We start from the raw sequence: 25742 nt of genomic DNA, 5'->3' as shown, positions 1-25742 counted from the left end.
GGCGTTAAAGTTTTTTGGCTTTTTCCACGGCTTCGTCGATGGAACCAACCATGTAGAACGCCTGCTCTGGCAGGTGATCGTATTCGCCTTCCATGATGCCTTTAAAGCCACGGATGGTGTCTTTCAGGGAAACGTATTTACCCGGAGAACCGGTGAATACTTCCGCAACGAAGAACGGCTGGGACAGGAAGCGCTGGATCTTACGAGCGCGTGCTACCACCAGTTTGTCTTCTTCAGACAGTTCATCCATACCCAGGATGGCGATGATGTCTTTCAGTTCCTGGTAACGTTGCAGCAGGGACTGTACGCCACGCGCGGTGTCGTAGTGTTCCTGGCCAACAACCAGTGGATCCAGCTGACGGCTGGTGGAGTCCAGCGGGTCAACGGCTGGGTAGATACCCAGAGACGCGATCTGACGGCTCAGTACCACGGTTGCATCTAAGTGAGCAAAGGTGGTTGCTGGTGATGGGTCAGTCAAGTCATCCGCAGGTACGTATACCGCCTGAACGGAGGTGATAGAACCGGTTTTGGTCGAGGTGATACGTTCCTGAAGAACACCCATCTCTTCTGCCAGAGTTGGCTGATAACCTACCGCTGAAGGCATACGGCCCAGCAGTGCTGATACTTCAGTACCGGCCAGGGTATAACGGTAGATGTTATCAACGAACAGCAGAACGTCACGACCTTCGTCACGGAATTTCTCAGCCATAGTCAGGCCAGTCAGCGCAACGCGCAGACGGTTTCCTGGTGGCTCGTTCATCTGACCGTAAACCAGGGATACTTTGTCCAGAACGTTGGAGTCAGTCATTTCGTGGTAGAAGTCGTTACCCTCACGAGTACGCTCACCAACACCTGCAAACACGGAGTAACCGGAGTGCTCGATCGCGATGTTACGGATCAGCTCCATCATGTTTACGGTTTTACCAACACCCGCACCACCGAACAGACCAACTTTACCGCCCTTCGCAAACGGACACATCAGGTCGATAACTTTGATGCCGGTTTCCAGCAGTTCCTGAGAGCTTGACAGCTCTTCGTAGGAAGGTGCTGCGCGGTGGATAGCCCAACGCTCTTCTTCACCGATGTCGCCTTTCATGTCGATTGGGTGACCCAATACGTTCATGATACGACCCAGTGTTGCTTTACCTACCGGGACTTCGATCGGGTGTTCGAGGTCTTTAACTTCCAGACCACGACGCAGACCGTCGGAAGAACCCATTGCGATGGTACGCACGATACCACCACCGAGCTGCTGCTGAACTTCCAGCACCAGGCTCTCGTTACCATTCTGTACCTCAAGAGCATCGTACACGCGCGGTACGGCATCCTGAGGGAACTCGACGTCAACCACGGCGCCGATTACCTGGACAATTTTTCCAGTAGCCATCTTGAATCCTCTACGAATTAACCTGGTTATACCGCGGATGCACCACCGACGATCTCGGTGAGTTCCTGAGTAATGCTGGCCTGACGAGCTTTGTTGTATACCAACTGCAGCTCTTTAATCAGGCTGCCGCCATTGTCGGTCGCGGCTTTCATCGCCACCATACGTGCGGCCTGCTCGCTGGCCAGGTTTTCTACCACGCCCTGATAAACCTGTGATTCAACGTAACGACGCAGCAGGGTATCCAGCAGCGGTTTCGGATCAGGTTCATACAGGTAATCCCAGGTTTTCTGCTTCATCTCACCATCTTCTGATGCCGGTAAAGGCAACATCTGAGTGAGCGTCGGAACCTGAGACATGGTGTTAATAAATTTGTTGCTGACAACGTACAGTCTGTCCAGACGGCCTTCATCATAGGCCTGCAACATCACTTTAACCGGGCCGATCAGTTCGGACAGGGACGGGTTATCACCCATACCGGTCACCTGAGCGACAATGTTGCCACCAACGGAGTTAAAGAAAGAAACGCCCTTAGAGCCGATCATTGCGATATCGCACTGAACGCCTTTTTCGGACCATGCTTTCATATCCGCCAGCAGTTTTTTGAACAGGTTAATGTTCAAGCCGCCACACAGACCACGGTCGGTCGACACCACCAGGTAGCCCACGCGCTTAACGTCGCGTTCTTCCAGGTAAGGGTGCTTATATTCCAGATTACCGTTTGCAAGGTGACCAATCACTTTGCGCATGGTTTCTGCATAAGGACGGCTGGACGCCATGCGATCCTGCGATTTACGCATTTTGGAAGCGGCGACCATCTCCATCGCTTTAGTGATCTTCTGCGTGTTCTGGACGCTTGCGATCTTACTACGTATCTCTTTTGCGCCGGCCATGAGCTTCTCCTCAATGCCAGACGGCTTGTCCTAAGACAAGCCGCCGGACGATTACCAGGACTGGGTTGCTTTGAAGGAATCGAGGATAGCTTTCAGCTTGCCTTCGATTTCGTCGTTGTAGCCACCGGTCTGGTTGATCTCTTGCATCAGCGGAGCGTGATCACGGTCGACGTAAGCCAGCAGAGCGGCTTCGAAGCTACCGATTTTCGCCAGTTCCACATCTTCGAGGTAACCGCGTTCAGCCGCGAACAGCACCAGGCCCTGCTGAGCAACAGACATTGGAGCGTACTGTTTCTGCTTCAGCAGTTCGGTCACTTTCTGACCATGACTCAGCTGTTTACGGGTTGCTTCATCCAGATCGGATGCGAACTGAGAGAACGCAGCCAGTTCACGATACTGTGCCAGTGCGGTACGGATACCACCGGACAGTTTCTTGATGATCTTGGTCTGAGCAGCACCACCTACACGGGATACCGAGATACCCGGGTTAACTGCCGGACGAATACCGGAGTTAAACAGGTTGGTTTCCAGGAAGATCTGACCATCGGTAATGGAGATTACGTTGGTCGGAACGAACGCAGAAACGTCACCCGCCTGGGTTTCGATGATCGGCAGAGCGGTCAGAGAACCGGTTTTACCCTTCACTTCACCTTTGGTGAAGTTTTCAACGTATTCCGCGTTAACGCGGGAAGCACGCTCCAGCAGACGAGAGTGGAGGTAGAATACGTCGCCTGGGAATGCTTCACGTCCTGGTGGACGACGGAGCAGCAGAGAAACCTGACGATAAGCAACAGCCTGTTTAGACAGGTCATCGTATACGATCAGTGCATCTTCACCGCGGTCACGGAAGTATTCGCCCATTGCGCAACCGGCATATGGTGCCAGGTATTGCAGTGCAGCAGATTCAGAAGCAGTTGCAACCACAACGATGGTGTTAGACAGCGCACCGTGCTCTTCCAGTTTGCGAACAACGTTGGAAATGGTGGACGCTTTCTGGCCGATAGCCACGTACACACATTTGATGCCAGAGTCGCGCTGGTTGATGATGGCGTCGATAGCCATTGCGGTTTTACCGGTCTGACGGTCACCGATGATCAGTTCACGCTGACCACGACCGATTGGGATCATGGCATCAACGGACTTATAACCAGTCTGTACTGGCTGATCAACGGACTGACGGTCGATAACGCCCGGTGCGATAACTTCGATTGGAGAGAAGCCATCGTGCTCAACCGGACCTTTACCGTCGATTGGCGCACCCAGGGTGTTAACAACACGACCCAGCAGGCCACGGCCAACCGGAACTTCCAGAATACGACCCGTACACTTAACCTTCATGCCTTCGGCGAGGTCAGCGTATGGACCCATCACAACTGCACCTACGGAGTCGCGCTCCAGGTTCAGTGCGATAGCGTAACGGTTACCCGGCAGGGAAATCATTTCACCCTGCATACAATCGGCCAGGCCGTGAATGCGGATAACACCGTCACTTACAGAAACAATAGTACCTTCGTTATGAGCTTCGCTCACAACACTGAACTGAGCAATGCGCTGCTTGATCAGTTCGCTGATTTCGGTGGAATTCAGTTGCATGCTCCAGTCCCCTTAAGACTGCAAGACGTCTGCAAGGCGCTCAAGACGGCCGCGTACGCTGCCATCAATGACCATATCACCCGAACGGATGATTACGCCTGCCATTACAGACTTATCGATTTTGCAATTCAGCTTAACTTTGCGTGACAGACGTTTTTCCATCGCGGCGGTGATTTTCGCAAGCTGTTCGTCACTCAGTTCAGTCGCGGAAGTCACTTCGACTTCTGCAGTTGCTTCACTAAGGGCACGTAAGTGCTCGAACTGCTCAAGAACATCCGGGAGCACACGCAGACGACCGTTTTCAGCCATAACCTTAATCAGGTTCTGGCCGTTGGCATCCAGCTGCTCCCCGCACACGGCGATAAACGACGCGGCGAGGGTTTCTGGCGCTAACGCACCGGAAAGCAACTCAGCCATTTGTTCGTTTTTCGTCACCTCAGCGGCAAACGCCAGCATGTTCTGCCAGCGATCGACATTTTGGTGTTCGACAGCAAAGTCAAAAGCTGCTTTGGCGTAGGGGCGAGCTACCGTAACAAATTCAGACATCAGCCCCTCCCTCCTTACAGTTCAGCGACAAGTTTGTCCACGATGTCGCTGTTAGCAGCTTCATCCACGGAACGTTCGATGATCTTCTCGGCGCCAGCAACAGCCAGAATCGCAACCTGCTTACGCAGTTCTTCACGAGCACGTTTACGCTCAGCATCAATTTCAGCCTGAGCTTGTGTCACGATCTTAGTACGTTCCTGTTCTGCTTCAGCTTTGGCTTCGTCCAGGATCTGAGAACGGCGTTTGTTAGCCTGTTCAATGATTACCTGAGCTTCAGCTTTCGCTTTTTTCAGCTGGTCTGTCGCGTTGGCCTGTGCAAGGTCCAAATCTTTCTTAGCGCGTTCTGCGGAAGCCAGACCGTCAGCAATTTCTTTCTGACGTTTTTCGATGGCAGCCATTAATGGCGGCCATACATACTTCATGCAGAACCAGACAAAGAGAATAAACGCGATGGCCTGGCCGAGGATTGTTGCGTTCATGTTCACAGCACAATACCTCTTTAATTTCTGTGGCTTAGGGTTTTAAAACTACTACTACGCGACAGCAAACATCACGTACAGACCCAGACCTACAGCGATCATTGGGATAGCATCCACCAGACCCATAACGATAAAGAACTGAGTACGCAGCAGAGGAATCAGATCCGGTTGACGCGCTGCGCCTTCCAGGAATTTACCCCCGAGGATGCCGATACCGATCGCAGCACCGATAGCCGCCAGACCCATCATCACAGCGGCAGCCATGTACAGCAGATCCATATTCAGGTTTTCCATGACAGTCTCCAGTTTGTTTCAATTAAAACGTAGTAGTGTTGGTAAAGAATCAGTGCTCTTCAGACGCCATCGACAGATAGACAATCGTCAGAACCATGAAGATAAAGGCTTGCAGCGTAATGATCAGGATGTGGAAAATGGCCCACGGCACATTAAGAATCCACTGTGACCACCACGGCAGAAGACCCGCGATCAGAATGAAAATCAGCTCACCCGCATACATGTTGCCGAACAGTCGCAGACCCAGTGAAACAGGTTTGGACAGCAGGCTAACGCCTTCCAGGATCAGGTTGACCGGAATAAACGCCCAGTGGTTGAACGGCTGCAAGGTAAGCTCTTTCACAAAGCCGCTTACGCCTTTCATTTTGATGCTGTAGAAAAGAATCAGGATGAATACACCGAGCGCCATCGACAGAGTGATGTTCACGTCAGCAGACGGAACCACGCGCAGTGCAGGCAGACCGAAGACGTGTTCGCCAATCCACGGAATGAAATCGATAGGCAGAAGGTCCATCAGGTTCATCAGGAATACCCAAACGAACACGGTCAGGGCCAGCGGAGCAATCAGCTTGCTCTTGCCATGGTACATGTCTTTCACGCTGCCATGGACAAAGCCGATGATCATTTCGATGAAGGTCTGGAATTTCCCTGGAACACCGCTGGTCGCTCTTTTAGCAACACCGCGGAACATGGCCAGGAACAGAAGACCCAAAACCACCGAGAAGAACATGGAGTCGATGTTGATCGTCCAGAAGGTGGCCGGGGGGTTATGCGGATCGACCAGCGAGAATGTACGCAGGTCCAACTGAAGGTTATTCAGATGGTGACCTATGTAATCCTGCGGCGTCATATTTTCTGAAGCCATGATGCCTTTTACCCTTTGTTGTTGATTACAGCTGGAGCCAGAACTTGTACCACCAGCACCAAAACCCACGTTGCTATCAGCGGCATGAATACCACTTTCAAAACCGCCAGCGCCATCACCAGTAGAGCAAAGGTCAGCAACACCTTACACACTTCGCCGAGAGCGAAGGACCAGGCCACGCGGCCTTTGGCAGGTGTATGCGCCTGATGACGCCAGGCAAAAATCATAAACAACACGTTTGGCAAAACCACCGCCAAACCCCCGCACACGGCGGAGATGCCCCAGAAGGGGTCTTTGAGGCTAAACAGCAGTCCACTTGCTATCACAGCCAGAAACTGAATGAACAGAAGCTTACGAGCAACGTTTCTACTCAAGAGCGACACAGACATCACGTTTTTACTCCTGCTCCCTTCGAGGTATGTCGCGTGTCGTATAAAACGTCCTTTAAGGCTCAGAGTCAAGCATCAAAAAGCGGACAAATTATACGGTGCGCCCCCGTGATTTCAAACATTAAGTAGCGAAAAGGTGAATAAATGTTTAAATATTTTTCCCCACCGCTATTTTTTAACTTTTCGTGAAACCGCAGGCCTTCCAACAAAACTGCAAACAGCGCGAAAACGTTGACGATAAAGCGTGCACGAGATCACAAAATACACATTTACGATAAGGTTGTATTTATCAAAGACGTAAATCGGTTTATTTCATCTTTATGATATTAAAGATAAATTGTCGTAACTTTTTTCAAAACAGCCCTGTATACAACAAAAACCTTTTATTGACATTCTTAATAAATATTTAACATCCTCACCTTATTGCCACTTTTCACTTTTAGCAGGCTGATATTTTCGTGGTTGATTATTCTCCAGGGCAACCATGCCAATTAGGTTAACTCAAAGAAAATCCACGGTAACAACAAGGTTAAATTAACTTCAGTAAAATCTCGTTAGTTGTGCTGTTTTTTAACACTCTAAGAACAGCACAAATTCCACATTTTTTATTAATTTTTTAAAAATTGTTTGGCTTAATTATCACCAGATGGCGTTCGCCATCGAGCTGAGGAATGTTTAATTTCTCAATAGTTTCGACTGAAAAACCAACAGGAAGCTGTTCAATTTCCTCAGCAGGCAACTGCCCTTTCAGCGCATAAAAACGGCCATTTTGCGCAGGCAAATGCTTACACCAACTCACCATATCGTTGAGTGATGCAAATGCGCGGCTGATAACACCGTCAAACGGTGGTTCAGCCGGAAACTCCTCTACCCTGCTCTGCACCGGTGTGATGTTATCAAGCTGCAATTCATGCTGCACCTGGCGCAGGAAACGTACGCGTTTCCCAAGGCTGTCCAGCAGCGTGAAATGGCTCTCAGGACGAACAATCGACAGCGGCACACCAGGCAGGCCCGGACCCGTTCCGACGTCGATAAAGCGCTCACCTTGCAGATACGGGGCAACCACGATGCTATCGAGAATATGGCGAACGAGCATCTCGTTGGGATCGCGTACGGAAGTCAGGTTGTACGCTTTGTTCCATTTGTTCAGCATATCGACATAGGCCACCAGCTGATTTTTCTGGTGATCAGTGAGCGAAATACCTGCTTCATCCAGCAGACGAGAGAGTTTATTGAGCACGGTGAATACCTGTTGAGATGCTAAAAGGCGGGTCGCGCTTCGCTTACCCGCCCTACGGGATCATGTAGGCCCGGTAAGCGCAGCGCCACCGGGCAATTCTCTTAGCACTTACGCGCTGCGGCGCAACATGCCTTGTTTTTTCAACCACACCAGCAGAATCGAAATCGCGGCAGGTGTGACGCCGGAGATACGAGATGCCTGGCCGATCGACACAGGCTTATGATCGTTAAGCTTGGCGATCACTTCGTTGGAAAGACCAGTCACTTGGCGATAGTCCAGCATTTCCGGCAGCAACGTATTTTCGTTACGCTGCTGTTTTTCGATCTCATCCTGCTGACGCGCGATGTAGCCTTCGTATTTCACCTGAATTTCGACCTGCTCTGCCGCTTCAGCGTCTTCAAGACCCGGCGCGAACGCGGTCAGTTTGACCAGGTTCTCATAGGTCACTTCCGGGCGACGCAGCAAATCTTCACCGCTGGCTTCGCGTGAGAGCGGTGCAGTCAAGTGAGCGTTCACTTCGGCAGCAGTCTCTGCCTGTGGATTCACCCACGTTGTTTTCAGGCGCTGACGTTCCTGCTCAATGCGTTCCAGCTTCTCGTTGAAACGCGCCCAGCGTTCGTCATCCACCAGACCCAGCTCACGACCCATTTCGGTCAGACGCAGATCGGCGTTGTCTTCGCGCAGCATCAGACGATATTCCGCGCGGGACGTAAACATACGGTACGGCTCTTTGGTGCCCAGGGTACAAAGATCGTCGACCAGCACGCCCAGATAAGCCTGGGAACGACCCGGAGCCCAGCCCTCTTTCTCGGCAGAGAAGCGCGCGGCGTTCAGACCTGCAAGCAGACCCTGTGCGGCAGCTTCTTCGTAACCAGTTGTGCCGTTGATCTGGCCTGCGAAGAACAGCCCGTGGATGAACTTACTCTCCAGGGTTGGCTTCAGGTCACGCGGATCGAAGAAATCATATTCAATAGCGTAGCCTGGACGAACAATTTTAGCGTTCTCCATGCCTTGCATTGAGCGAACAATTTGCATCTGCACATCAAACGGCAGGCTGGTGGAAATACCGTTCGGATAAATTTCGTTAGAGGTCAGCCCTTCCGGCTCCAGGAAGATCTGGTGCTGATTACGATCGGCAAAACGCATCACTTTGTCTTCGATCGACGGGCAGTAACGTGGGCCGATCCCTTCGATCACGCCGGCATACATTGGGCTGCGATCGAGGTTATTACGGATCACGTCATGGGTTTTTTCGTTGGTGTGCGTGATGTAGCACGGCACCTGCTGCGGATGCTGAGCCGCATTGCCCATGAACGAGAACACCGGCATTGGGTTGTCACCATGCTGTTGTGCCAGCACGCTGAAATCAATGGTTCGGGCATCGATACGCGGCGGCGTACCGGTTTTCAGGCGGCTGACGCGCAGCGGCAGCTCACGCAAACGACGAGACAGCGGAATGGACGGTGGATCGCCAGCACGGCCACCGCTGTAGTTATCCAGACCGATATGGATTTTGCCATCGAGGAATGTCCCGACAGTCAGCACCACCGCTTTAGCGCGGAATTTGAGGCCCATCTGGGTCACCGCGCCGACAACACGATCGTTCTCAACGATAAGATCTTCCACCGCTTGCTGGAAGATCATCAGATTCGGTTGGTTCTCCAGTGCGGTACGCACTGCCTGGCGGTAAAGCACACGGTCTGCCTGGGCTCGGGTCGCACGGACAGCCGGGCCTTTGCTCGCGTTTAGTATCCTAAACTGAATGCCCGCATGATCGATCGCCTTCGCCATCAGGCCGCCAAGTGCATCCACTTCTTTTACCAGGTGTCCTTTCCCAATGCCGCCAATCGCCGGATTACAGGACATCTGTCCAAGCGTGTCGATATTGTGTGTCAAAAGCAGGGTCTGCTGACCCATTCGCGCTGCGGCCATTGCGGCCTCAGTGCCTGCATGACCCCCGCCAATGATAATGACGTCAAAAGGATCCTGATAAAACATGGTGGTCTGCCTCGCGTAAAGCGGTATGAAAATGGATTGAAGCCCGGGCCGTGGATTCTACTCAACTTTAGTCTTTCGAGAAAGCATTGGGATCCTGGGCTATTAAAAAGAAGATCTTTTTATTTAGAGATCTGTTCTATTGTGATCTCTTATTAGGATCGACTCTCCCTGTGGGTAAGTCCGATCTCACAAAGAAGATCATGCAGTTAGAAAGGATCGTTTGCTGTGAATGATCGGTGATCCTGGACCGTATAAGCTGGGATCAGATCGCGACTTTATGCACAGGCCAAAAACGGGACGCGAGTTGTTATTGGGATAACTACGGCTTAATACGAGCTTTTAACCAGAGTTATCCACATCTGTTCGCGCGATCTTTAATCGTTTTTGAGTAAAATTTTCCATTCTTCCAGCCAAACCTCTGCTGGATCCTCTGGAATATCGTGTTCGAGGATGTTGATCTTCAGCGTTTCACCGAGCTGTTTGGCTCCGCATGACTTCACTGCGGCTTCTACTTTCTCTACTGCACCACAGAAGGTGTCATATTCACGGCTGCCGATACCGACTGCACCGAAACGCACGGCTGACAGGTCGGGTTGTTGCTCTAGCAGTTCGTCATATAAAGGTTGCAGGTTGTCCGGGATATCGCCGGCACCATGTGTAGAGGTGATCAGTAGCCAGATCCCGGCAGTCGGAAGATCTTCCAGTAACGGTCCGTGCAGGGTTTCCGTGGAAAAACCGGCATCTTCCAGCTTTTCGGCCAGATGTTCTGCAACGTATTCCGCGCCGCCCAGGGTGCTGCCACTGATAAGAGTAATGTCCGCCATTGATCGCTCGCTCATATTAAGAGGCGGCCATTGTACGCTGTGAACGAGCTGGGATCTACCTGTGGAAAATGTGGGAATGAATTTGCCCGATCACGGGCGGATAGTCCGCATGATCGGGTTTTGCAGGGAGATCAGTGTCTCGGTGGACTGAATTTCATCGATTGTTTGGATCTTGTTGATAAGTACCTGCTGGAGCGCATCGATGGATCGGCACATGACTTTAATAAAGATGCTGTAGTGCCCGGTGGTGTAGTACGCCTCGGTGACTTCATCGAGTGCGTTCAGCTTTTCCAGTGCAGAGGGATAATCTTTGGCGCTCTTGAGGATGATGCCAATAAAGCAGCACACGTCGTAACCCAGTTGTTTTGGGCTGACGTCGATACGTGCACCGGTAATGATCCCTGCCTGTTTCATCTTCTCTACCCGCACGTGAATGGTTCCGGGGCTGACGCCAAACTGCTTTGCCAGTTCTGCGTAGGCGGTGCGTGCATTGGCCATTAGCGCTTCCAGGATGCCGCGGTCCAGATTGTCGATCTGATAATTTTCCATAGGTTTTTCTTATGAAGATTAGTGAATCACTCTATTCTAGCGTCTTATTTTAACGAATCAAAAGTGAAGGTGGCTTTTTGTTGTTGGATTATTGAGTTGAGTGCCATTTCTGTTGCTTAATCAATACCAACAGGACGCAGGAGTATAAATAATGAAAACCGCTTACATCGCAAAACAACGCCAGATCAGCTTCGTTAAATCCCACTTTTCCCGCCAGCTGGAAGATAAGCTCAGCCTGGTTGAAGTTCAGGCTCCAATCTTAAGCCGCGTAGGAGACGGGACGCAGGATAACTTGTCTGGTTGCGAAAAAGCGGTTCAGGTGAAAGTGAAAACACTGCCAGACGCTCAGTTCGAAGTAGTTCATTCACTGGCGAAATGGAAGCGTCAAACGCTGGGACAACACGACTTCAGCGCGGGCGAAGGGCTCTACACGCACATGAAAGCCCTTCGTCCCGATGAAGACCGCCTTTCTGCTATTCACTCTGTCTACGTTGACCAGTGGGACTGGGAGCGCGTAATGGGTGATGGCGAGCGCCATATTGGTACGCTGAAATCCACCGTTGAGGCGATCTACGCTGGGATCAAAGCAACTGAAACCGCCGTGAGCAAAGAGTTTGGTCTGGCACCGTTCCTGCCAGAAACGATCCACTTTGTTCACAGCCAGGAGCTGCTGAGCCGCTTCCCGGATCTGGATGCTAAAGGCCGTGAACGCGCAATTGCGAAAGAGCTGGGTGCGGTATTCCTGATGGGGATCGGCGGCAAGCTGTCTGATGGTAAGCGTCATGACGTTCGTGCACCTGATTACGATGACTGGAGCACGGCAGGCGAAAGTGAATTTGCCGGCCTGAACGGTGACATTCTGGTCTGGAACCCGGTTCTTGAAGATGCATTTGAGCTTTCTTCAATGGGTATCCGTGTTGATGCCGCTGCGCTGAAACGCCAGCTTGCCGTTACGGGTGATGAAGATCGCCTGAAGCTTGAGTGGCACCAGGCGTTGCTGCGCGGAGAGATGCCGCAGACTATCGGCGGCGGTATTGGTCAGTCTCGCCTGACGATGCTGTTGCTGCAACTTGACCACATCGGCCAGGTTCAGTGTGGAGTATGGCCACAGCAGGTTCGTGAAAGCGTCAGTTCCCTTCTTTAACTAGCGTCGCCAGCGTCTGAGCAGGCGACTACGCAACCCGGTATCAAAGCGCCAGATATGATCGAAGATGCGCATGATGCCGGGTTTTCCGTTTACGGACATCGCCACAGCATGAAAACGATGCTGATGTTCGCGCTGTAATACCTTCACTTTATTTACCACGTCATCCGGCAGCCGCTGGGCAATAAAGTCAGAGATCACCACCGCATCGGCATCGTACCAGTCGCCACCCTGCATACGTTCGATAATGGCGCGAAAGCAGCTCGCCATATCGGTACCACCACGAAAACGCTGGCTTAAGAAACGAATGGCCTGCTCAATGCCTTGTTGCCCCGTCAGTTCGTAACCCACCACTTCACTGGAAAACAGCATAATAAAGCAGCGACGTCGGTCGGCCAGGGCCACGCGCATCAGTGCCAGGCAAAAGGCCTTCGCGCATTGCTCATTAAAACCGCCCATCGAACCGGAAGTATCCACGCACACAATAAAAGGCCCGCGTGGCTGCTCATCAAAGTCCTGATGCACCACCGGACGCTGGCTGATTTTTTCGTGCCAGGATTCGCCATGTAGCCGGTACGTGAGCAACTGCTTTTCCACCAGCCGACGATAAAACTCGTACTCCAGCTCGGTAATACCCAGCGTGCTCAGCTCCGTAGGCAACAGGCGCAAAATATCATCGCTCTGCTGTAACCCATCGACCTGTTCAGGCACTGTTGCCGGTTCACGTACCAGCGTGCGGAATGTTTCCATTGGCGCATCTTTTTTCGGGACGGATTTTGCCTCCCGCGAGCGGCCCAACTGCTCTGCGAGCTTCATGAGCTCTGGCTGCTGCGTCAGAAAGTCGCCGTATTTTACGATCAGCTGGTAATCACCGCGCCGCAACTGCCCGGCGCTCATATCCCACAGGCGTCCGGCCGCGTTTTCGTTCTCCACCAGCACCTGCTCCAGCTGGCCGCTGAGCGTCATACGCTCTTGTACTTCGCTCAGGAGCTGTTCACGCTCTTCATCCAGCAGCTGCTGGTTAAGGGTTGTCGCCTGCACTACCAGGCTGAGCCGCCAGCGCTGTAAAAACAGAGTATGCAGTGCCGGAGTAAAGGTGGCGTTATCGGTGACCAGCGTTCTGGCCTGGCTGGCAAACGGAGAGTGGACTTTATCCAGCAGGGTCAGGGTTTGTGGCAGCTGAACAATAAACTGTGGCGTGGATAACCGCTGGCACTGCTGATAGCACGCCACTTCTTCGGTGAGTTCAGGCGGGACTTCCGTCTCTTTTAAGCGCTTACGCAGATTATCCCGCCAGCGCGGGAGATCGTCGGTCATGGCCTTTTTGAGTCTGGGGAATTTTTCAAAGAAGGCCGCCAGCTGTGGGGAGGCCAGCAGAGTAATGACGACCTCTTCGATCAATCCTTCCTCACTGACCGCCAGCATGACGTTAAGCGTATCCAGCGTTAGCATTGACGCGCCTGTTTGATCTGCGCGCCCACGTCCTGAAGGCTGGCTTCAATGCGCCCTAACCAGTCGCTGTGAATAAACAGACACTTCTGCTGCTCGCTGAAGCGGGTATGTTGCTGATGCCATTCGGTATCCAGCGCTTCCAACTGCTGTTTGATTTCTTCCGGTACGCTGTCTGACGCCGTGCCGGGTAACGCAAGGCGGGAACCTTGCAGGCTAACATCGCGAAGCACCAGATGCTGGCTGGTATCAACTTCCATATTCAGCAGCTGCGCAAAACCAATGCCGTTGAGCTTGCCGCGGATGTCGCCGCCCTTATCCAGCCACTGCGATAACGCCTCGCGCTCAAGGGTAATGTGCACCACCTGCATATCGTGGAGTTTTAGCGGTTGCTGGAGCAGAAGCGTGAGAGAGGTAGCAGTGAGCTCAGTCGGCAGCTCGTAATGCGGTTTACGGGCAAACATTCCGCCAAGACGGTTAACCTTGAGTGCTGTTTTATCGCTTTGCTGCTGCTGGAGCTGCATCCGACGCTGGGCAATCGCACCGAGCTGGTTGAGCATTGACTGCTGCCCCCAGGCCTGCCCGGTCATCAATATTTCAAGCTGCTGTTGCATCAGGTTCATGCCTTCTGCGTCATGCCACAGACAGTCTTTCAGCAGGATCAGGTCAATGGGCGCAACGGCATCGCGCCCGCTGAACAGGGCGCTGGCCTGTAACAGGCGGATCGCTTTTTTCCAGCGACGATCGGAAACGTAGGGCGCCGAGGGCAGTAAATCGAGCTGCTGGCGTAGCATGAAGATCAGCTCAAAGACGGCATCTGGCAGTTTGATTTTGCCGATCTCCTGCTGCCACTGATGGTATTCCTCGTCGGTGACCTGAAGCGATGCGGATACCGGGTTTTCGTTTTCATCCTGCTGGCTGACCAGCATCGAGCGGAAGTTCGATTTGTCCTGGACTTTATCCAGCCACAGACGGATCAGCATACGGTCGTAAAGTGCTTCCAGGCTGTTGTCGGCTTCCGGCAGTTCGTTGGAGGCGGCCACCAGCAGGCGCATCGGGATTTTTTCTTCACTGGCCCCATTACGGAAGCGACGCTCGTTAATTGCCGTAAGTAGAGTGTTCAGAATGGCTGGGCCGGCTTTCCAGATCTCATCGAGAAACACTATCTCTGCTTCCGGGAGATAACCCTCCGTCAGACGCTGATAGCGCCCTTCATCTTTTAAGGCCTGAATGGAAAGCGGACCGAAAACCTCTTCCGGGGTAGAGAATCGGGTCATCAGATATTCAAAGGCACGGGCATTCTGGAAAGCATACTTCAGTCGACGGGCAATCAGGCTTTTCGCGATCCCCGGCGGGCCAAGCAAAAATACACTTTCACCGCTCAACGCCGCCAGTAAACACAGGCGAATGGCGTGGCTACGCTCGAAAAGGCCTTTTTCCAGCGCGCTGCTGAGGCGGGAAATTCTTTCTGCTAATAAATGTGAGTGAGCCATAATAGTTTTGCATCCTTTCGCCGTCGTGGCGGCCAATTGAAGCGAGTATAGACGTTTCAGTCAGGGCTGGTAATAGACTGAAGTACGGCGCTATTTTCTTTGCGCTACATTAACGCGGTTGCATTTAGGGGTACGATTTTGCAATTAATCGTGCATACTGTGCGCTTTTTGTGGGCCAAGGGACTAAGCACACATTTGTTATACAAACGAAAAGACTAGTCTATGAGCACTGATAATAAGCAATCATTACCCGCAATAACGCTTGCGGCGATCGGGGTTGTCTACGGTGATATCGGCACCAGCCCGCTTTATACGCTTCGTGAATGTCTGTCCGGTCAGTTTGGTTTTGGTGTTGAACGTGACGCTGTATTTGGCTTTTTGTCACTCATCTTCTGGCTGCTGATCCTGGTTGTTTCCGTTAAATATCTCTCCTTTGTTATGCGTGCAGATAACGCAGGCGAAGGCGGTATCCTGACGCTGATGTCTCTTGCCGGGCGTAACACGTCGGCCAAAATGACCTCGGTGCTGGTTATCATCGGGTTGATTGGCGGCAGCTTCTTCTATGGTGAGGTGGTGATCACCCCGGCGATTTCGGTTCTCTCGGCAATAGAGGGGCTGGAAATTATCGCGCCGCAGCTTGATACGTGGGTTGTCCCGCTGGCCATTATTGTTCTGACGCTGCTGTTTGCTATCCAGAAGCACGGCACCGGGCTTGTCGGAAAGCTGTTTGCACCGATTATGTTGGCCTGGTTCCTGATCCTGGCCGCGCTGGGGTTGCGCAGCATTATTGCGAACCCGGAAGTGCTGCACGCCCTGAACCCGCTCTGGGCTGTTAACTTCTTCCTTGAATACAAAACCGTTTCGTTTATTGCATTAGGCGCGGTCGTTCTTTCTATTACCGGTGTTGAAGCGCTGTATGCGGACATGGGGCATTTCGGGAAACTGCCTATCCGCGTGGCATGGTTTGCCGTGGTGCTGCCGTCACTGGTGCTGAACTACTTTGGCCAGGGCGCGCTGTTGCTCAAAACCCCGGAAGCCATTAAGAACCCGTTCTTCCTGCTGGCACCTGACTGGGCGCTGGTACCGATGCTGATCCTCGCCACCCTGGCGACCGTTATTGCGTCTCAGGCGGTTATTTCCGGCGTGTTCTCTCTGACTAGGCAGGCCGTGCGTCTGGGTTATCTCTCGCCAATGCGCATTATCCACACTTCAGAAATGGAGTCGGGCCAGATCTACATTCCTTTCATTAACTGGCTGCTCTACTTTGCCGTGGTGATTGTCATCGTGAGTTTCGAGCACTCCAGCAACCTGGCTGCGGCATACGGTATCGCCGTGACCGGTACTATGGTGCTGACGTCGATCCTCTCCACAACTGTGGCGTACCGGAACTGGCACTGGAATAAATTCCTGGTGGGAATGATTCTGGTGGGCTTCCTGTGTATTGACGTGCCGCTGTTCTCTGCCAACCTCGACAAGATTGTTTCCGGTGGCTGGCTGCCGCTGACGCTGGGTCTGGTGATGTTTATTGTGATGACAACGTGGAAGAGCGAACGCTTCCGTCTGCTGCGTCGGATGCATGAACACGGTAACTCTCTGGAAGCGATGATTGTTTCCCTGGAGAAATCCCCGCCGGTGCGTGTTCCGGGTACTGCGGTGTATATGTCGCGCGCATTGAACGTTATCCCGTTCGCGCTGATGCATAACCTCAAGCACAACAAAGTGCTGCATGAACGCGTGATCCTGCTGACGTTGCGTACCGAAGATGCGCCGTATGTTCATAACGTACGTCGCGTGCAGATTGAGCAGCTGTCGCCAACCTTCTGGCGCGTGGTGGCAAGTTACGGCTGGCGCGAAACGCCGAACGTGGAAGAGGTGTTCCACCGCTGCGGTCTGGAAGGGCTGAGCTGCCGTATGATGGAGACCTCGTTCTTCATGTCCCACGAGTCGCTGATTATCGGTAAGCGGCCGTGGTATCTGCGTCTGCGTGGCAAGCTGTACCTTATCCTGCAACGTAACGCCCTGCGTGCGCCAGACCAGTTTGAGATCCCGCCTAACCGCGTGATTGAACTTGGGACACAGGTCGAGATTTAAGTCTTCCTGCGGCCTGATGCCCTCACCCCGACCCTCTCCCACAGGGAGAGGGCGCAAACATAAAAACGGTAACCTGAGGGTTACCGTTTTGCATTTACCTCTCCACATTTCACTTAGCGAAACGTTTCGACGTTGATCACAAATCTGTTACGTCATGATGGTTTTCTGAACACCAGTGGGTCTACACTATTTTCAGCGAAACGTTTCGCTAGTGGAGCAAGAAAATGAAGAAAGGCACTGTACTCAACTCAGAAATCTCATCGGTTATTTCCCGTCTTGGGCATACCGATACGCTGGTGGTTTGCGATGCAGGCTTACCGGTTCCGCACAGCACAACCCGTATTGATATGGCGTTAACGCAGGGTGTTCCTTCGTTTATGCAGGTACTGGACGTGGTGACCGCGGAGATGCAGGTTGAGGCAGCCATTCTCGCGACGGAGATCAAACAACATAATCCGCAACTCCACGAAACGTTGCTCAGCCACATTGAGCAACTGCAACAACACCAGGGAAACACCATAGAAATTCGTTACACAACGCACGAACAGTTCAAACAACAAACCGCAGACAGTCAGGCGGTGATTCGCAGCGGGGAGTGTTCCCCGTATGCGAATATTATTCTCTGTGCTGGCGTCACCTTCTGAGGCCATCATGGACGCATTATTGCAACTCAAAGGGATCGATAAATCGTTCCCTGGCGTAAAAGCCCTCTCCGGTGCCGCGCTGAACGTATACGCCGGGCGCGTGATGGCGCTGGTGGGTGAAAACGGCGCTGGCAAATCCACCATGATGAAAGTGCTGACCGGTATCTATCAACGCGATGCCGGCTCACTCACCTGGCTGGGTAAAGAAACCACCTTCAACGGCCCGAAATCATCCCAGGAAGCCGGTATCGGCATTATCCACCAGGAGCTGAACCTGATCCCGCAACTCACCATTGCGGAGAACATCTTCCTCGGCCGCGAGTTTGTTAACCGGTTTGGCAAAATCGACTGGAAAACGATGTACGCCGAAGCGGACAAACTGCTGGCGAAGCTGAACCTGCGCTTTAAAAGCGACCGCCTGGTGGGCGACCTCTCCATTGGCGATCAGCAGATGGTGGAAATCGCTAAGGTGCTGAGCTTTGAGTCGAAGGTCATCATTATGGATGAACCGACCGACGCCCTGACCGATACCGAAACCGAATCTCTGTTCCGTGTTATCCGCGAGCTGAAATCGCAGGGGCGCGGGATTGTCTATATATCTCACCGCATGAAAGAGATCTTCGAGATTTGCGACGACGTCACCGTCTTCCGCGACGGGCAGTTTATTGCCGAGCGCGAAGTGGCTTCGCTGACCGAAGATACCCTGATCGAAATGATGGTGGGACGTAAGCTCGAAGATCAGTACCCGCATCTGGATAAAGCGCCGGGTGAAATCCGCCTGAAGGTGGACAACCTCTGCGGCCCGGGTGTGAACGATGTGACCTTTACCCTGCGTCAGGGGGAAATCCTCGGCGTGGCGGGCCTGATGGGCGCGGGGCGTACCGAGCTGATGAAAGTGCTCTACGGGGCACTGCCGCGCACCAGCGGTTACGTCACTCTTGATGGCCATGAAGTTGTCACTCGCTCTCCGCAAGATGGTCTGGCGAATGGCATCGTCTATATTTCTGAAGACCGTAAGCGCGACGGCTTAGTGCTGGGCATGTCGGTGAAAGAGAACATGTCTCTTACTGCACTGCGCTATTTCAGCCATAGCGGTGGCACCCTGAAGCACAAAGACGAGCAGCAGGCGGTCAGCGATTTTATCCGTCTCTTTAACGTCAAAACCCCGTCGATGGAGCAGGCAATCGGCCTGTTGTCCGGCGGTAATCAGCAGAAGGTGGCGATTGCGCGTGGTCTGATGACGCGCCCGAAAGTGCTGATCCTTGATGAGCCAACCCGTGGTGTGGACGTGGGCGCGAAAAAAGAGATCTATCAGCTGATTAACCAGTTTAAGGCCGACGGTCTGAGCATCATTCTGGTCTCTTCCGAGATGCCAGAAGTATTAGGCATGAGCGATCGCATTATCGTCATGCATGAAGGGCATCTCGGCGGTGAATTCACTCGCGAGCAGGCCACCCAGGAAGTTCTGATGGCTGCCGCTGTGGGCAAGCTTAATCGCGTGAATCAGGAGTAAGAAGATGACTACCCAGGCTGTTTCTGGTCGCCGTTATTTCACAAAGGCTTGGCTGCTGGAACAAAAATCGCTGATTGCCCTGCTGGTGCTGATTGCGATTGTGTCGACCATGAGCCCAAACTTTTTCACCGTTAATAACCTGTTCAACATTCTTCAGCAGACTTCCGTGAACGCCATTATGGCGGTCGGCATGACGCTGGTGATTTTGACGTCGGGGATCGACCTGTCCGTCGGTTCCTTGTTGGCGCTCACCGGTGCGATTGCGGCTTCAATTGTAGGGATTGAGGTCAACGCGCTGGTGGCCGTTGCAGCGGCCCTGGCAGCAGGCGCGGCGATTGGCGCGGTAACTGGTGTGATTGTGGCGAAAGGCCGCGTCCAGGCGTTCATCGCCACGCTGGTGATGATGCTGCTGCTGCGCGGTGTGACCATGGTTTACACCAACGGCAGCCCGGTGAACACCGGATTTACGGATAACGCCGATCTGTTTGGCTGGTTCGGTATCGGTCGCCCGCTGGGTATCCCGACGCCGGTCTGGATTATGGGTATCGTCTTCCTGGCGGCGTGGTACATGCTGCACCACACCCGTCTGGGTCGCTATATCTATGCGCTGGGTGGTAACGAAGCCGCGACGCGCCTTTCTGGTATCAGCGTTAATAAAGTCAAAATTATCGTCTATTCCCTGTGCGGCTTGCTGGCGTCCCTGGCAGGCATCATCGAAGTGGCGCGTCTCTCTTCTGCGCAACCTACGGCGGGTACAGGTTATGAGCTGGATGCCATTGCGGCAGTGGTTCTGGGCGGTACGAGTCTTGCGGGCGGTAAAGGTCGCATTGTTGGGACATTGATCGGCGCACTGATCCTCGGTTTCCTGAATAATGGTTTGAATTTATTAGGTGTTTCCTCCTATTACCAGATGATCGTTAAAGCAGTGGTGATTTTGCTGGCGGTACTGGTAGACAACAAAAAACAGTAACTGACGACACTACAGGACATCTTAGATATGAACATGAAAAAACTGGCTACCCTGGTTTCTGCTGTGGCGCTGAGCGCAACCGTAAGTGCTAACGCAATGGCGAAAGACACCATCGCGCTGGTTATCTCCACGCTGAACAACCCGTTCTTCGTCTCTCTGAAGGATGGCGCGCAGAAAGAAGCAGACAAACTGGGCTACAACCTGGTGGTGCTGGATTCCCAGAACAACCCGGCGAAAGAACTGGCTAACGTTCAGGACTTGACCGTTCGTGGCACCAAAATCCTGCTGATCAACCCAACCGATTCCGACGCTGTGGGTAACGCCGTGAAAATGGCAAACCAGGCGAAAATCCCGGTGATCACCCTGGACCGTCAGGCATCTAAAGGTGAGGTCGTCAGCCACATTGCGTCTGACAACGTTCTGGGCGGCAAAATCGCGGGTGATTACATCGCGAAGAAAGCCGGTGAAGGCGCGAAAGTTATTGAATTGCAGGGTATTGCCGGTACCTCCGCTGCTCGTGAACGTGGCGAAGGCTTCCAGCAAGCTGTTGCAGCACACAAATTTAACGTTCTGGCCAGCCAGCCTGCCGACTTCGATCGTACTAAAGGTCTGAACGTCATGCAGAACCTGCTGACCGCACATCCTGATGTACAGGCCGTATTCGCACAGAACGACGAAATGGCACTGGGTGCGCTGCGTGCTCTGCAAACTGCCGGTAAATCTGATGTGATGGTTGTCGGGTTTGACGGTACTCCGGATGGTGAAAAAGCAGTAAATGATGGCAAACTGGCTGCGACCATCGCTCAGCTGCCTGAGCAGATTGGCGCAACAGGTGTTCAGACTGCTGATAAAGTGCTGAAGGGCGAAAAGGTTCAGGCAAAATATCCAGTTGACCTGAAACTGGTCATCAAGCAGTAATATGCGATTCAGGCCGTCACTGGCGGCCTGATGGACAAATACAAAGAAAAGTGTGGCATACGCCACCGGTTAATCCCGGTGGCGCTCTCAGATGGACACCTCATACATGAAAACCGCTGGCAACCTCGTTGTTCTTGGCAGTATCAATGCCGATCACATTCTTAACCTTGAATCTTTCCCGACACCTGGCGAAACCGTCACCGGTAACCAGTACCAGGTGGCATTTGGCGGCAAAGGCGCAAACCAGGCTGTTGCTGCCGGTCGCAGCGGCGCACAGATTGCGTTTATTGCCTGTACGGGTGATGACGACACGGGTGAACGCGTACGTAAACAACTGGCAAGCGACAACATCGATATTGCGCCAGTAAGCGTGGTGGCCGGGGAATCAACAGGCGTAGCGCTGATTTTCGTTAATGCGGAAGGTGAGAATGTCATCGGTATTCATGCTGGGGCTAATGCGGCGCTGACAACCGAACGCGTTGAAGCGCAGCGCGACATTATTGCCAGTGCAGAAGCATTATTAATGCAGCTGGAGTCCCCGGTGGAAAGCGTACTGGCTGCGGCCAAAATTGCGCATGAAAATCATACCACTGTCGTACTTAATCCGGCGCCTGCCCGTGTATTATCTGATGAGCTCCTGGCGCTGGTGGATATCATCACCCCTAACGAAACCGAAGCTGAAAAGCTGACCGGTATTCGTGTGGAAAATGACGACGATGCGGCGCGTGCGGCGAAAGCTCTGCACGACAAAGGTATCGGCAACGTTATCATTACCCTCGGCAGCCGCGGTGTGTGGGCCAGCGTCAACGGCGAAGGCCGTCGCGTGCCGGGCTTTAAGGTGGAAGCGATTGATACCATTGCGGCCGGGGATACCTTTAACGGTGCGCTGGTGACGGCGTTGCTGGAAGGTAAGGCGCAGGATCAGGCTATTCGTTTTGCTCATGCCGCTGCCGCTATCGCGGTCACCCGCAAAGGTGCGCAGCCTTCCGTTCCGTGGCGTAAAGAGATCGATGAATTCTTAAGTCAGCAGGGGTAACGCTTGGCCACAATGAAAGATGTCGCCCGCATGGCGGGCGTTTCTACTTCTACTGTCTCCCACGTTATCAATAACGATCGCTTTGTCAGTGAGGCGATTCGGGAAAAAGTCGAAGCCGCAGTAAAAGATCTCAACTATGCGCCGTCGGCGCTGGCCCGTAGTCTGAAGCTCAACCAGACCCGTACCATCGGGATGCTCATTACCGCCAGTACCAACCCTTTCTATTCTGAACTTGTGCGCGGCGTCGAACGCAGCTGCTTTGAGCGCGGCTACAGCCTGGTGTTGTGTAATACCGAAGGCGATGAGCAGCGCATGAACCGTAACCTTGAAACGCTGATGCAAAAACGCGTCGACGGGCTACTACTGCTGTGTACCGAAACGCATCAGCCCTCGAAAGAGATTATTCAGCGCTACCCTTCTATTCCTACGGTGATGATGGACTGGGCACCGTTCGATGGCACCAGCGACCTGATTCAGGATAACTCGTTGCTGGGTGGCGATATGGCAACGCAATACCTGATCAATAAAGGCTACACCAGTATTGCCTGTATCACGGGGCCGCTGGATAAAACGCCGGCCCGGTTACGTCTTGAAGGATACCTTTCCGCGATGGCGCGGGCAGGGCTTTCCATTCCTGAGGGATATTGCATTACCGGTGACTTTGAATTTAACGGCGGTTTAGAGGCCATGCAAAAGCTGCTGGCACAAACACAACGTCCGCAGGCGGTATTTATTGGTAACGATGCGATGGCATTTGGTGCTTATCAGGCGTTGTATCAGGCCGGACTGAGCATTCCAGATGATATGGCGGTGATCGGCTACGATGACATCGAACTGGCGCGCTATATGACGCCGCCGCTTACCACCATCCATCAGCCCAAGGATGAGCTGGGCGAGCTGGCCATCGATGTGTTGATTCATCGTATGGCACAGCCCGCGCTGCAACAGCAACGTTTGCAGCTTACTCCTGTTCTGATGGAACGGGGTTCGGTTTAGCCTTTGGTTTATGGCGCTCTTTGATCAGGTTTCGACCATCTTTGGGTTTTAGCAACATAAAGACCAGTGCAGAGACAACGGTAAGCGCGCCCATCGTGATAAAGGTGTAATGGAATTGCTCGACGGTGTTTGCGCTGTCGAATCCTTCATAGAACCGCAGTACCGCCGCACTCACGGCTACCCCCAGGCTTATCGACAACTGTTGAGTCACCGCCAGTACGCTGTTCCCGCTGCTGGCGTTCTCATCCGTCAGGTCTGCCAGCGTGATGGTATTCATCGAGGTGAACTGCGTAGACATCGCCATGCCCAGAACAAACAGCGGCAGGATCAGCATCCAGACCGGTAATGCTGCGGATTGCAGCGAGAACTGTGCAATCATCAGGCCGATAAACACGGTCACACCAACCAGCGTCTTACGATAACCGCACCAGCGCAGCACCTGAGTTACAGTCGATTTCGCCAGAATCGACCCCATCGCCGTGGGGGCCATCATGCAGCCGGCAATCAACGCCGGGTAACCAAAACCGACCTGCAACATCAGCGGCATCAGAAAGGGAACGCAACCTGTACCCAGCCGAGAGGCAATGTTTCCGGCAACACCCACTGAAAATGTTCGCGTATTAAAGAGAGATAAAGAGATTAGTGGTGTCGGGTGACGGCGTGCATGACGTATATAAAGAAGCAAAAGCAGAATGCCGCTGAGAATAATGGATACCGCTATCCACGTTGCCACGATCTTCTCGCCAAATAACTCCATCCCGCTGGAGAACAGCACCAGGCTCAGGCCAAACAGGAAAAAGCCCCCCATATCAAAGCTGCGTTTGGGGGTGGTGAAGTTCGGCATATATTTGCGGGCGTAGAGAAGCCCTGCGATACCAATCGGAATGTTAATCAGGAATATCCAGTGCCAGCTTGCCCAGGTCACAAGCACGCCGCCCAGGACCGGGCCCAGGATCGGGCCAACCAACCCAGGCATGGTAACGAAGTTAAGCACGGGAAGCAGTTCGCTGCGCGGATAGGCCCGCAATAGTGCCAGGCGCGCCACGGGCATCATCATCGCCCCGCCAACCCCCTGAAGTACGCGAAAGATGACCAGTTGCGTTAAGGATGTAGAAAGTGCACAGGCCAGGGAGCCGAGGGTAAACAGGGTCACGGCCAGCATAAATACTTTGCGGGTGCCGAAGCGATCTGCCAGCCAGCCGCTCACCGGGATAAGCATTGCCACCGTCAGGGTATAACTGATAATGGCAGACTGCATCGCCAGCGGGGAGCGGTTAAGACTGTGGGCAATCGCGGGGAGAGCGGTATTAAGGATGGTGGCATCCAGTGCCTGCATAAAGAACGCCATGGCTGCAATCCACGGCAATCCGGCCATGCTGCGTGCTTTTTTCTCGGTCATTTATTTTCCTGCTGGTGGTTTGGTGCTGCCAGCAATGCCTGACATGCACTCAGGGCGCGTTGCCCGTCACTGTCCTGAATCGCATCAACAATGGCCTGATGCAGATCCAGCTTCACCACTTCGTCCTGGGTAATAGAGGTAAAGTAGGTGTGATAAACCGAATGGAACAGAGATGCAAACGAGGTCAGGAACGGATTGCCGCTCATATAATAGATGTGCTCGTGCCAGGCCATGTCCACTTCAACCCAGCGTTCGCGATTGAAGTGCTTCTTCAGGAAGACCATCTCTTCCATTAAGGTGTTCAGCTCTGCCTTCTGTTCTGCACTACCTAGCGTGGCGGCAAGCAGGCAGGCCTGCGGCTCAAGACTGCTGCGCATCACCAGGAAATGATCGACAACCTGATGGAAGTTATCTTCCGTCATCCACCAGGAGAGCAGCTCCTGGTCGAGGAAATTCCAGTTGCCCTGCGGCATAACGCGAGTCCCGATGCGCGGGCGTGGTAATACCATCCCTTTGGCCGTTAATGTTTTCACCGCTTCGCGAACGGCTGTACGGCTTACCCCAAACTGTTCACCCAGTTCCATTTCACCTGGCAAGATACAACCAGGGGCATATTTACCCGCTAAGATCAGCTGAGCCAGCTTTTCTGCCAGCACATACGATAAGTTTTTTTGTGCTGCCAGCTGTTGTGCGCTTAAGGGCATCGCTCTTATTCCTTATTTGTTCATGCTGGTAAGTATGCCATCTGGAGTGTGATTGTGGTTGCAAATACATCAAATAGAACAATTTGTAGCTTGATTACGTAGGTTTTGGTGAAAAAAAACACGGTCAGAAACTTTTTTTAAATTTCCTCTTGTCACTTCAGAATAACTCCCTATAATGCGCCTCCACTGACACGGAACAACGGCTTACAAGCCGCCGGGTTAGCGGGGTTCAGAGATGAACGCCAACAGAGAAAAGTGAAAATAAACGCTTGACTCTGAATGAGGAAAGCGTAATATACGCCACCTCGCAACGTTGAGCGAAAGCCGCGTT

At 52.9% G+C, this 25742-nt stretch carries 24 protein-coding genes; 8 read left to right on the top strand and 16 right to left on the bottom strand.

Translation table 11 applies throughout. The features are described from left to right. Positions 1-4 precede the first annotated feature (4 nt). The 12 genes from atpD to asnC all read right to left on the bottom strand — a co-directional run bounded on the left by atpD (position 5) and on the right by asnC (position 11054). Positions 5-1387, bottom strand: a complete 1383-nt coding sequence (gene atpD / locus M987_RS05755; RefSeq protein ID WP_014072438.1) for a F0F1 ATP synthase subunit beta — start codon at positions 1385-1387, stop codon at positions 5-7. 26 nt (positions 1388-1413) lie between these two features. Further along, a complete protein-coding gene (atpG, locus tag M987_RS05750; protein WP_014072437.1) occupies positions 1414-2277 on the bottom strand; it encodes a F0F1 ATP synthase subunit gamma in 864 nt (287 codons plus the stop codon). Positions 2278-2328: 51 nt separating this feature from the next. Then, positions 2329-3870, bottom strand: coding sequence for a F0F1 ATP synthase subunit alpha (gene atpA / locus M987_RS05745; RefSeq protein ID WP_006808751.1), 1542 nt, complete (start codon positions 3868-3870; stop codon positions 2329-2331). A 12-nt stretch (positions 3871-3882) separates the two neighbouring features. Then, the gene (gene atpH / locus M987_RS05740; protein ID WP_003862369.1) at positions 3883-4416 is read right to left on the bottom strand and encodes a F0F1 ATP synthase subunit delta; all 534 of its coding nucleotides are present in this window, start codon (positions 4414-4416) and stop codon (positions 3883-3885) included. 14 nt (positions 4417-4430) lie between these two features. Next, positions 4431-4901 carry a F0F1 ATP synthase subunit B gene (gene atpF / locus M987_RS05735; RefSeq protein ID WP_014072436.1) on the bottom strand — a complete coding sequence of 157 codons (471 nt, stop codon included), beginning with the start codon at positions 4899-4901 and terminating at the stop codon, positions 4431-4433. Positions 4902-4949: 48 nt separating this feature from the next. Then, positions 4950-5189, bottom strand: coding sequence for a F0F1 ATP synthase subunit C (gene atpE / locus M987_RS05730; protein ID WP_000429386.1), 240 nt, complete (start codon positions 5187-5189; stop codon positions 4950-4952). Between the two features lie 49 nt (positions 5190-5238). Next, on the bottom strand, positions 5239-6054 hold the full coding sequence (gene atpB, locus M987_RS05725) for a F0F1 ATP synthase subunit A (protein ID WP_014072435.1): 816 nt from the start codon (positions 6052-6054) through the stop codon (positions 5239-5241). An 8-nt stretch (positions 6055-6062) separates the two neighbouring features. After that, complete coding sequence (gene atpI / locus M987_RS05720; RefSeq protein ID WP_008500194.1) at positions 6063-6443, bottom strand: F0F1 ATP synthase subunit I; 381 nt, start codon at positions 6441-6443, stop codon at positions 6063-6065. A gap of 616 nt (positions 6444-7059) precedes the next feature. Continuing rightward, on the bottom strand, positions 7060-7683 hold the full coding sequence (rsmG, locus tag M987_RS05715) for a 16S rRNA (guanine(527)-N(7))-methyltransferase RsmG (RefSeq protein WP_014072434.1): 624 nt from the start codon (positions 7681-7683) through the stop codon (positions 7060-7062). A gap of 108 nt (positions 7684-7791) precedes the next feature. Beyond that, complete coding sequence (gene mnmG, locus M987_RS05710; protein ID WP_014072433.1) at positions 7792-9681, bottom strand: tRNA uridine-5-carboxymethylaminomethyl(34) synthesis enzyme MnmG; 1890 nt, start codon at positions 9679-9681, stop codon at positions 7792-7794. Positions 9682-10055: 374 nt separating this feature from the next. Continuing rightward, entirely contained in the window at positions 10056-10505 is a 450-nt protein-coding gene (mioC, locus tag M987_RS05705; RefSeq protein WP_014072432.1) for an FMN-binding protein MioC, read from the bottom strand. Positions 10506-10595: 90 nt separating this feature from the next. After that, positions 10596-11054 (bottom strand): transcriptional regulator AsnC, encoded by a 459-nt coding sequence (gene asnC / locus M987_RS05700; protein ID WP_003862383.1) that lies wholly within the window; start codon positions 11052-11054, stop codon positions 10596-10598. Positions 11055-11205: 151 nt separating this feature from the next. Here asnC and asnA point away from each other — a divergent pair, with 151 nt between their 5' ends. After that, complete coding sequence (gene asnA / locus M987_RS05695) at positions 11206-12198, top strand: aspartate--ammonia ligase (RefSeq protein WP_014072431.1); 993 nt, start codon at positions 11206-11208, stop codon at positions 12196-12198. On the opposite strand, the gene viaA is transcribed toward asnA, so the two are convergent. Further along, the gene (gene viaA, locus M987_RS05690; protein WP_014072430.1) at positions 12199-13650 is read right to left on the bottom strand and encodes an ATPase RavA stimulator ViaA; all 1452 of its coding nucleotides are present in this window, start codon (positions 13648-13650) and stop codon (positions 12199-12201) included. Further along, on the bottom strand, positions 13644-15140 hold the full coding sequence (ravA, locus tag M987_RS05685; protein ID WP_014072429.1) for an ATPase RavA: 1497 nt from the start codon (positions 15138-15140) through the stop codon (positions 13644-13646). Before ravA ends, viaA begins: the two co-directional genes overlap by 7 nt. 222 nt (positions 15141-15362) lie before the next feature. On the opposite strand from ravA, the gene kup reads away from it, so the two are divergent. The 7 genes from kup (at position 15363) to rbsR (ending at position 23308) form a co-directional block, all read left to right on the top strand. Continuing rightward, on the top strand, positions 15363-17231 hold the full coding sequence (kup, locus tag M987_RS05680; protein ID WP_014072428.1) for a low affinity potassium transporter Kup: 1869 nt from the start codon (positions 15363-15365) through the stop codon (positions 17229-17231). A 224-nt stretch (positions 17232-17455) separates the two neighbouring features. After that, positions 17456-17875, top strand: coding sequence for a D-ribose pyranase (gene rbsD / locus M987_RS05675; RefSeq protein WP_014072427.1), 420 nt, complete (start codon positions 17456-17458; stop codon positions 17873-17875). A gap of 7 nt (positions 17876-17882) precedes the next feature. Then, positions 17883-19388, top strand: a complete 1506-nt coding sequence (gene rbsA, locus M987_RS05670) for a ribose ABC transporter ATP-binding protein RbsA (protein WP_014072426.1) — start codon at positions 17883-17885, stop codon at positions 19386-19388. Between the two features lie 4 nt (positions 19389-19392). Then, positions 19393-20358 carry a ribose ABC transporter permease gene (rbsC, locus tag M987_RS05665; RefSeq protein WP_006177541.1) on the top strand — a complete coding sequence of 322 codons (966 nt, stop codon included), beginning with the start codon at positions 19393-19395 and terminating at the stop codon, positions 20356-20358. A gap of 27 nt (positions 20359-20385) precedes the next feature. After that, positions 20386-21276: a ribose ABC transporter substrate-binding protein RbsB gene (gene rbsB / locus M987_RS05660; RefSeq protein ID WP_014072425.1), complete on the top strand. Its 891-nt coding sequence runs from the start codon at positions 20386-20388 to the stop codon at positions 21274-21276. Between the two features lie 106 nt (positions 21277-21382). Beyond that, positions 21383-22312: a ribokinase gene (gene rbsK, locus M987_RS05655; RefSeq protein ID WP_014072424.1), complete on the top strand. Its 930-nt coding sequence runs from the start codon at positions 21383-21385 to the stop codon at positions 22310-22312. Between the two features lie 3 nt (positions 22313-22315). Beyond that, complete coding sequence (rbsR, locus tag M987_RS05650; protein ID WP_074392761.1) at positions 22316-23308, top strand: ribose operon transcriptional repressor RbsR; 993 nt, start codon at positions 22316-22318, stop codon at positions 23306-23308. Here the strand turns inward: rbsR and mdtD are convergent. Continuing rightward, on the bottom strand, positions 23274-24707 hold the full coding sequence (gene mdtD / locus M987_RS05645; protein WP_014072422.1) for a multidrug transporter subunit MdtD: 1434 nt from the start codon (positions 24705-24707) through the stop codon (positions 23274-23276). The two genes, rbsR and mdtD, sit on opposite strands and share 35 nt — an antisense overlap. Continuing rightward, a complete protein-coding gene (locus tag M987_RS05640) occupies positions 24704-25411 on the bottom strand; it encodes a FadR/GntR family transcriptional regulator (protein WP_014072421.1) in 708 nt (235 codons plus the stop codon). The genes mdtD and M987_RS05640 overlap by 4 nt, the downstream gene beginning before the upstream one ends. Between the last annotated feature and the right edge of the window lie 331 nt (positions 25412-25742).

This window comes from Enterobacter soli ATCC BAA-2102, from assembly GCF_001654845.1.
Classification (GTDB): Bacteria; Pseudomonadota; Gammaproteobacteria; order Enterobacterales; family Enterobacteriaceae; genus Enterobacter; species Enterobacter soli.
The sequence above is the reverse complement of the archived record's forward strand: the minus strand, read 5'-3'. Positions and strand labels throughout refer to the sequence as shown.